Source organism: Pseudomonas meliae (genome assembly GCF_001400515.1).
In the GTDB taxonomy this organism is placed as follows: domain Bacteria; phylum Pseudomonadota; class Gammaproteobacteria; order Pseudomonadales; family Pseudomonadaceae; genus Aquipseudomonas; species Aquipseudomonas amygdali.
The window spans coordinates 1-8,535 of record NZ_LJQT01000235.1; the positions used below are offsets into that span (position 1 = coordinate 1).

Here is an 8,535-nt window from a genome sequence, read left to right on the forward strand (position 1 = left end):
TCGCACTCTGCGTCGTCAGTACCATCGTGATCGAAAAGCACTTCTGTGGCAGTGGCCAGCCCACGCTCTACATCACACAGCGGTCTGCCGTATCAGGTGGATCGGGTTGACTCAGAACTCCAGCTGCGCCGAGAACGCTACAGTGCGCGGGTCGCCCAGGTAGCTGCTGTTGAGCCAGTATTCCTTGTTGGTCAGGTTGCTGACGTTGACACGCAGGGTCAGGTCGTTTTCCGAGACGCGCATTCGGTAGCGGGCACCGGCGTCGAAGGTGGTAAAGGACGGCAGGTCGTTTTCGTTGCTTTGGTCGGTGTATTGCTTGCCGGTATAAAACGCTCCACCGGTTACTGCCAGCCCAGGCACAGGGTTGATGTCGTACTCGGCATAGACCTTGGCCAGTTGCTTGGCGACGTTGGTCGGTGCGTTGCCTTCATCCGCGGCGATGCCGGTTTTCTTGATCTTCGGGTCCAGCAAGGTAAAGCCGCCGACCAGTGTCAGCTCCGGAACGACTTTGCCGGTCACGCTGAACTCCAGGCCATTGTTTTCCTGACGTCCGTCCACCACGTAAATATTCGAGGCCGTGGTGTAGCCGTTGGGCTTCTCGATGTTGAACAGCGCCAGGGTAAACAGGGTTTCACCCAACGTCGCCTTGGCACCGATCTCGTATTGCTCGCTGACTTCCGGTGCGAATGCCTGGCCGGCATTGGCTGCGCCGCTCGGGGCGACACCTCCGGATTGCAGACCTTCTATATAGGTGATAGGTGGCGTAAGTGGTCAGCCACGGCAGTGGCTTGTAGACCAGCGAGATATTCGGCGAGGTCTTGCTTTCGTTGTATTTGGTCTCGGTCTCTGCGGAGCCGAAAGTCTTGGCGTAAACGAATTCGTTGGCGTAAGTCTTGATCTGCGTGTTGGTCACGCCAAGAATCGCCGACCATTGCTCGTTGAAGGTAATGATGTCGCCGATCAGAAAGTTGTTGCTCTCCGAGCTATTGGCTAGACGCTGGTTGCCGTGGCCAATCGAGTACGACGGTTTGCCGACCTGAGGTGTCTGGTCGAGCGGTATCGTGCCGACTGGCGAGGTGTATTGCGGACCAGGCTGACCAGGCGTGTATGGGATGTGGTCTTCGTACTGCTTCTGGCGAGATGTATTGCCCTGGTACCCCATCGTGACTTTGTGGCCGAGAAAGCCGGTATCGAATGCTGCATCCAGAAACAGCGAGCCGGTCTTTTCTTCGGTTTCGATCGGTGCGAAGGCGTATAACGGCTGCGAATACAGACCCGCGCTGTAAACCGTCGGCCCGGTGTAGGTGTTTTCCGAAGTGTACTGCTGGGCTGCAAAGGCCGCGCGCAAGGTGAATGTATCGTTCAAGCGCCATTTGGCGCGTACGCCCGCCTTGTCGGATTCATAATCGGAAAACGACCACTTCTGGCTGTAGAGTTTGTCGTTGTCCAGCGAGGCTGCGCTTGGGCGTAACGACTGATCACCAAAGTACCAATAGCTGGTCAGGCCGCGAATTTCGGTCTTTTTGTGTGAAGCGTCGAACTGCACCAGCAGGTCGTCGGAGACGTTCCAGTCCAGCGCCAGGGAAATCATTTCGCGACGACGCTTGTTCATGTCGACAGCGGTTTCGCCATCCTGAGTCAACACGTTCAGGCGATAGGCAAACTTGCCTTCGCTGTCGATCGGCCCGCCGAAATCGCCATGCAAGTAGTAGTTTTCGCCACCGGCATTGCCCATGCGTGACGCTGTTATAGCGTTCGTAAGTGGGGCGCTTGATGACGTAGTTGACCAGCCCGCCTGGCGAGGCCGGGCCATACAGGAAACCGGTCAGGCCGGTGATGACTTCCAGCTGTTCCATCTCTTCAATGTAGTTGCTGCCATCAGCACCATTGGTAAAGCGCAAGCCGTCATTGGCGATGTTCAGGCTGCCCGCGCTGCTGAAACCACGAATGTTGACGGCGCTGGCATAACCGGCGCTGGTCGGCGAGTACATCTGGGTGAATGGGTTGTGCTTGATGACATCGTCCAGCGAGGTGGCCTGAATGTTTTTCAGTAGAGCCTGAGGCGTCACGCTGATGGAATAAGGCGCGTCCTGCAGTTTCATGCCGCCCAGTGCACCGACGCTGCTGATGTTCTCACTGCGATAACCGGCTGCTTCCGAACCTTCGGCGGGCGCGCTGTTGGCATTGATGTTCACATCCGACAGGTTCAAGGCGTTTTGTTCCATGACCATCAGCGTGTAGGTCCCGGCGCTGCTCTGCACCAGTTGCAGGCCGCTGCCACGCAACGCCTCACGCAAGGCTGTCGCAGCGTCGAAATTCCCCTTTACCGCCGCGCTTGTTTTGCCAGCAACCAGCGCAGGATCGAGGCTCAATGCCAGACCACCCTGGCTGGAAATCTGGTTCAGCGTGGTCGCCAGAGGGCCTGCAGGCAGGTCATAGGCAACCACGCTGGCCTGCTGCGCGGCCATCAGCAGCGGGCTGACCAGAGGCGTGCACAGTGCAATCGCCACGGCCAACAGACTGGGACGCAGAAGGGTGTCTAACGAACGGGACATCGGGCAACTCCTGATGGAATATTTCTCAATGCCTGTTAGCCGAGCGAAAGTTCGAAAGTAACAGAGCTGATTGAAAATAATTCCGTTTCAGGATTCAGTTGGCCTGCGGCATTACTCCGGAATGACCTTCAGGTGAGAAGTATCGGGAGCAGCTTGTGACTCGGGCCTTTCGACATGGCCCATGTCGCTGCCCACCGGTGCCAGGCTAAATCGGGAAAGATCCAGCAGCGGCGCAGCGGGCTGAGGTTTGGCAGGCAACAGGTCGACCCCCGCTTCGGCCACCGAATAATCCGGCGCATCGACACTATCGAAAGCAGCCATATACGCGTCACGCGGTTTGATCTGCAGACGGCCCGTACCCGACTGCGGGGTGGCCTGGGATTTACGCAACCAGGTAGGAGCGTCGGGCGGCGGTGCCAGTTCGACCTCTTCCATGGGCAGCGGGGTATTCATTTCCAGCACATGAACCCGTGCGCCTGCACGCTCCAGCGTTGCGCGGTATTTTTCAGCGGTTGCCGCGTCGAGGTTGTTTTTCAGGACCAGTCGGCACCCGGAGAACAGAAGCTCCAGACGCTCGGCATCGGCATTGAATAGCTTGCCAAGGTTGGCCCTGAGCTTCTCGGGCTGGGCTCCGGCGACCAGTTCGGCACTGAAGACAATTTCGTAGACACTCATGGAGACACCGGTAAGCACGTCAATAAAAAGTATGGCGTAGCGTCAGACAGCGCAACAAGCGCGTTACCCTTGACCGTCGAGTTGGTAGACTCAGGCGTCAAACGGAGCACATCCATGTTTTTTCAGGCGCACATTACAAGAATCATAAGCCTCGCGCTGATCATGTTCGGTCTCAGCGGATGCTCGTTACTGAGCTTTGACAGCGTCCAGGATCCGGAAGTGCATTTGCTCAAAGTCCAGGTGGTCAAGGCAGGGCTGACACAACAGGATTTCAAGCTGTATTTCGAGGTCGATAATCCCAACGACTCGGACCTGTTCGTGCGCGGCCTGAACTACAAGATCTCGCTCAATGACGTTGTGCTCGCAGACGACCAATTCAGTGATTGGTTTTTCGTCGATGCGCATAGCCGGAAAACCTTTGTGGTGCCTGTTCGTACCAACCTTTGGCGGTACGCGAAATACATCGCTCAACTGCTGAAAAAACCTGATGAGCTGATCCATTACCGGCTTGAAGGCAAGCTCAAGACCGGCATGCTGTTCAGGCACAACGTACGGATCGGCAAAACCGGCGATGTTGCACCAGAGGAGCTGATTCAACGCAAATAAGCAGGCGGCCTAACCGCCCAGCTTGCCCTTGATCAGCTCCAGCAGAAACTTCCAGATATCCGCCGCCCACAATGCCCGATTGATTGCGCTGATCAGCGCTCCACCAAACGAGCCCAGCAGAAAGCCCACGCCTGTGGTGTTGCGAGGGTCGGCCACGCCCAGATAATCACTGGTAATGCCGGTGAGAAACACCGCACAGGCCACGCCAGTGATCAAGAAAACCAGCCAGGCACGCCAGTCGAGCAAGCCTGCCTTATGCCACCAGCCTGAGATGATTGCACCCACCAGACCGGCGACCAGCCATTCGCCCCTGTCTGCCAAACCATTCAAGATATCCATCGGACCTGACTCCGCTCAAGAGATACAGCCGTTCACGAACACAGAAATTCAGACGCTGAGAGCCTGCCATTCGAATGGCAGGGAACGGGTTGATGAGGGTCATCCTGGTTGACGTTCGGGCCCGCCCTGCCCTTGATCGCTTCCTTGCGCGTATTGCGGGTCGATGCGGCGGCGGTATGTGAAGCTGGAACCAAAAAATTAAGCATGCTTAAAAATAAAGTGAAACGCTTGCCATCAAACGTGGGGCAGCACCTTATAAACGCTCAGTTATCGATATAGCGCTGCCAGCCGATCCTTACCGAACCGTCTGGCTGAGGATCGACCTCGATACCTTCGGTTTCTTCGATTTCCCGGAGCACCACGTTCCAGCTGTCCTCAGGTTCATCGTCGCGTCGGGCTACGATGACCCACTGGGTCTTTTGAACATTCGGCGCAGATACCAGCCGTTGAATACGCTTGCCGATCTGTTCATAAGACGACGCGCCTGTCGGCCCATTACGAGTGCCAGTCATGACTGCCTCCCGGAGATAACTGTATATAAATACAGTATTCCAGCTGCAAGACCTGCGCAAGCACTTCGTAGGACGCGCTCCGCTTCACGTCGCGACGGATAACGTCCGCAAGCCTTGTACAACAAGGCTCATAGCCTGGCGGTCATTCTCACCGCTACGCCAATGATGCGACAGTCGGCACCGCACTCGATCATTTTGTACGCAGGATTCAAGGGCTTCAGGTAGCGTGTGCCGCCGTCCTCGACCAGCTTCTTGAAGGTCGCCTCGTTGCTGGCGGGCAGCTTGGCGATAACGAGCTTGCCGGGCTGCACGTCGGCTTCTGTATCAACCAGAATCATCATCCCCTCTGGCACGCTGACGCCAGTGGGTGCAGTCATCGAGTCGCCCTTGACCTCCAGCCAGAACGCCGGGCCCTTGGAGTCGTAATCGGAGATTTCATAGCGATCGGAAAAACCGTCGGGGTAAGGCTCGACGGCTTCCTCCCAGGAACCTGCCGACACCCAGCTGATTACCGGATAACGAAAGGACATGTTCGGCTGATCGATCAGGGCAACGTTGGCGTCAAAGGGGGCTTCCTTTTCAGGCCCTTCGCCAATCGCCAGCCATTCGGCACGAAAGCCCGTGGCCCGCGCCAGTGCATAGAGGTTTTCTGGCCGCAGGCTTTTGCTTTCGCCGCTGATCCATTGAGTGACGGCAGAATTGGCAACGCCGCACTGTGCGGCAATTTCCCCTTTCTTCATGCCGCTGGCGGCAATTGCCCTGGCAATACGCTCTTGTCGGGTCATAAGGTTGGCTCTGCGCATGAGAATACAAAGACGCTGAAAAACGCTCGAAAAAATAAGCATACTTAAATTTGCAATCATATGTGAATCGAAATATGCCGATACTGCTTCGTCCCGATTTGCTGGATAATGCGCGCCAGATTTATTTGCGGAGTAAAACCGATGAACCAGCAAGCCCATGTTCATGGCCCCGATTGCAACCACGACCATGATCACGATCATCACGACCACCAGCATGGCCATGTGCACGGTCCGAACTGCGGGCACGCCCACCAGGAACCGGTGCGCAACACCCTGAAAGATGTGGGTCGCAACGATCCTTGCCCGTGCGGCAGCGACAAGAAATTCAAGAAGTGCCACGGCGCGTAAAGCGTTGAGCGTTCTTCTGACGGCCTGCATAAGCAGGCCGTTTTCATTTGCGCGCATCTTCAAACGCGGCGGAACAAGAGGCGTGTGGCCAGCTTCTGCAAAATCCTGAAATAAACTCGCCCTCCCCGCTTGCGCGCTGACGGCCTGCTCTCTAACGTAGCGACTTTTGTACGTTACCCCTCAAGGAGCTTGCCCATGGCCTCGCCAGCCCTTCGTCATTTTCTACCCCGATTCGGCGCTGCCGCCGCTGCGGCGAGTTTCCTGAGCCTTGCCGGCTGCCAGTTGGGCGGCGGTGATCCCGAGACCGTACTGCCTGCTTCCGGGACGTTCCCGCTCAAAGGGCTGGCGCAAAACGTTTCCGTGCGCCGCAACAACATGGGCATGCCGCTGATAGAAAGCAGTACGTACCACGATGCGCTGTTCACCCTCGGATACATCCATGCCGGTGATCGCATCGGTCAGATGCTCGGAATGCGCCTGCTTGCGCAGGGCCGTTTGTCGGAAATGGCCGGGGCGGACGCGCTGGAAGTCGACCGTTTGATGCGCTCGGTCAACCTCAAGCAAAACGCCAGCGACCTGTATAACGCCGCCTCGCCTCGCTTGAAGCGCTTCTTCGACGTTTATGCGCGCGGCGTTAACGCTTACCTGTTCCGCTACCGCGACAAGCTGCCGGCCGATGTCGCCAGTTCGGGCTACAAGCAGGAGTACTGGAAACCGGAAGACTCGGCGCTGATCTTCAGCCTGCTCAATTTCAGCCTGTCGGTGAACCTGCAGGAAGAGCTTTCGGCACTGGTGCTGGCGCAGAAAGTCGGGGCAGACAAACTTGCCTGGCTGCTGCCGACCTACCCTGACGAAGAACTGCCATTTGCCGAAGCCGACAAGCTCAAGGGCCTGAACCTGAATAATCAGGTCAACGACCTGAGCGACCTGAACAAGATCGCCTTGCAGCTCTCGGACCTGAACATGCTTGGTGTTGCAGCCTCCAGCAACTGGGCCATCGCGCCGCAACGCAGCCGAAGCGGCAAGAGCCTGCTGGCCAGCGACATGCAACTGCCTGCCGGGCTCAACTCCGCCTGGAGCTTCGTGCAGATCCGGGCACCGAAATATCAGGTGTCCGGTGTTTCCATCGCAGGCTTGCCGCTGGTCCTGAGCGGTTTCAACGGCAAGCTGGCGTGGAGCATGAGCAACGTCAAGGGCGACAACCAGGACCTGTTTCTGGAGAAGATCAAGCGCGAAGGCAACCGCATCTCTTACATGGCGGATGGCAAGTGGGTGCCGGCAGCCTCTCACCAGGAAACCTTTCTGGTCAAAGGCGGCAGCCCAATTCGTGAAACAGTTTACGAGACGCGTCATGGCGCATTGCTCAATGCAAGCGCAACGCCGCCCGGCAATGGCTTGAGCCTGGCGCTGCAAGTGCCCAACTTCAAGGACGACAAGAGCCTGGACGCGTTCTTTGATCTGTCCCGTGCACCCAACGTCGAGAAGGCGTTCGATACCAGCCGCGAGATTCGTGCGATTACCCTGAACATGATCTTCGCCGATGCCTCGAATATTGGCTGGCAGGTCACCGGCCGCTTCCCGAACCGCCGTGAAGGCCAGGGCCTGCTGCCTTCGCCGGGCTGGGATGGCAAATATGACTGGGACGGTTTCGCCGACTCAATGCTCCATCCTTACGACCAGGACCCGCGTCAGGGCTGGCTCGCGGCGGCCAACCAGCGCACGATTCCAAAAGGCTACGGCATGCAGCTCTCCAACTCGTGGGGCTACCCGGAGCGCGCCGAGCGCATTGCCGAACTGGCCAACAGCGGCAAGCAGGACCTGCGCAGCACCGTCGCCATGCAGTACGACCAGACCACGACATTCGCGGCCAAACTCAAGACCATGTTCCAGGCACCGGGCATGAGCAAGCCGCTCAAGCAGGCTATCGACGCCCTGCCGGAAGCGGATCGCAACAAGGCCCGCGAAGCGTTCACGCGCCTGATGGCATTCGATGGCAAGCTCAGCGCAACGTCGGCTGACGCTGCGCTGTACGAGCTGTTTCTGCAGGAAAGCGCCAAACAGATTTTCCTTGATGAGCTAGGCCCGGAAACCAGTCCTGCCTGGCAGGCGCTGGTGGCCAACGCCAGCTCGTCGTATTCGCCGCAAGCCGACCATTTGCTGGGCCGTGATGACAGCCCGTACTGGGATGACATCAAAACCCCGCAGAAAGAAGACAAGCCAGCCATCCTGGCGCGCAGTCTGGTGGCTGCAGTCAACAGTGGCGACAGCCTGTTGGGCAGCGATCACAAGGCCTGGCAATGGGGCAAACTGCACCGCGACAACTGGACCTCGACCAGCCCGCTCGCCAAACAGTTGGGTGGCGGCGAGTTCAATCGCGGTGCCTCACCGGCAGGTGGTGACCACAGCACGCTGAACGTGTCCGGTTTCGAGTGGGGTAAAGGTTTCGATACACACGTGGCCCCCGGCCTACGCATGATCGTCGACTTCAGCCTTGTCGAGCCTATGACCGGCCTGATCAGCACCGGCCAGTCCGGCAATCCGGCCAGCCCGTATTACGCCAATAGCATCGAGCCGTGGCAGAAGGGGCAATACATGTCGATCCCGCTGCAACAGCAGAACTATGAAAAAGGCTACGGCAAGCAACGCCTGACACTGACGCCGGGCAAGTAAGCGCCGAAAACCGGACGCGGAGCGTCC

The 8,535-nt window shown here is 57.9% G+C and carries 7 protein-coding genes and 1 pseudogene; 3 read left to right on the forward strand and 5 right to left on the reverse strand.

Annotated elements, in window-relative coordinates; all coding sequences use genetic code 11:
* Positions 1 to 111: 111 nt before the first annotated feature.
* Positions 112 to 2,555 (reverse strand): annotated as a pseudogene (locus tag ALO64_RS10710) (TonB-dependent siderophore receptor).
* A 111-nt stretch (positions 2,556 to 2,666) separates the two neighbouring features.
* Positions 2,667 to 3,230, reverse strand: a complete 564-nt coding sequence (locus ALO64_RS10715) for a hypothetical protein (protein WP_044343443.1) — start codon at positions 3,228 to 3,230, stop codon at positions 2,667 to 2,669.
* A gap of 114 nt (positions 3,231 to 3,344) precedes the next feature.
* Between ALO64_RS10715 and ALO64_RS10720 the strand changes: the two genes are divergently transcribed.
* On the forward strand, positions 3,345 to 3,836 hold the full coding sequence (locus ALO64_RS10720; RefSeq protein WP_044343444.1) for an LEA type 2 family protein: 492 nt from the start codon (positions 3,345 to 3,347) through the stop codon (positions 3,834 to 3,836).
* A 9-nt stretch (positions 3,837 to 3,845) separates the two neighbouring features.
* Here ALO64_RS10720 and ALO64_RS10725 read toward each other — a convergent pair whose 3' ends face one another.
* The 3 genes from ALO64_RS10725 to ALO64_RS10735 form a co-directional block, all read right to left on the reverse strand.
* Positions 3,846 to 4,175: a hypothetical protein gene (locus tag ALO64_RS10725; protein WP_044343445.1), complete on the reverse strand. Its 330-nt coding sequence runs from the start codon at positions 4,173 to 4,175 to the stop codon at positions 3,846 to 3,848.
* A gap of 263 nt (positions 4,176 to 4,438) precedes the next feature.
* Complete coding sequence (locus ALO64_RS10730; protein WP_002554824.1) at positions 4,439 to 4,687, reverse strand: DUF1654 domain-containing protein; 249 nt, start codon at positions 4,685 to 4,687, stop codon at positions 4,439 to 4,441.
* Between the two features lie 128 nt (positions 4,688 to 4,815).
* The gene (locus ALO64_RS10735; protein ID WP_005779316.1) at positions 4,816 to 5,472 is read right to left on the reverse strand and encodes a LexA family protein; all 657 of its coding nucleotides are present in this window, start codon (positions 5,470 to 5,472) and stop codon (positions 4,816 to 4,818) included.
* Between the two features lie 159 nt (positions 5,473 to 5,631).
* Here ALO64_RS10735 and ALO64_RS24205 point away from each other — a divergent pair, with 159 nt between their 5' ends.
* The gene (locus ALO64_RS24205) at positions 5,632 to 5,838 is read left to right on the forward strand and encodes an SEC-C metal-binding domain-containing protein (protein WP_002554826.1); all 207 of its coding nucleotides are present in this window, start codon (positions 5,632 to 5,634) and stop codon (positions 5,836 to 5,838) included.
* Positions 5,839 to 6,033: 195 nt separating this feature from the next.
* Positions 6,034 to 8,508, forward strand: a complete 2,475-nt coding sequence (locus ALO64_RS10740) for a penicillin acylase family protein (protein WP_044343446.1) — start codon at positions 6,034 to 6,036, stop codon at positions 8,506 to 8,508.
* The last annotated feature ends 27 nt before the right edge of the window (positions 8,509 to 8,535 follow it).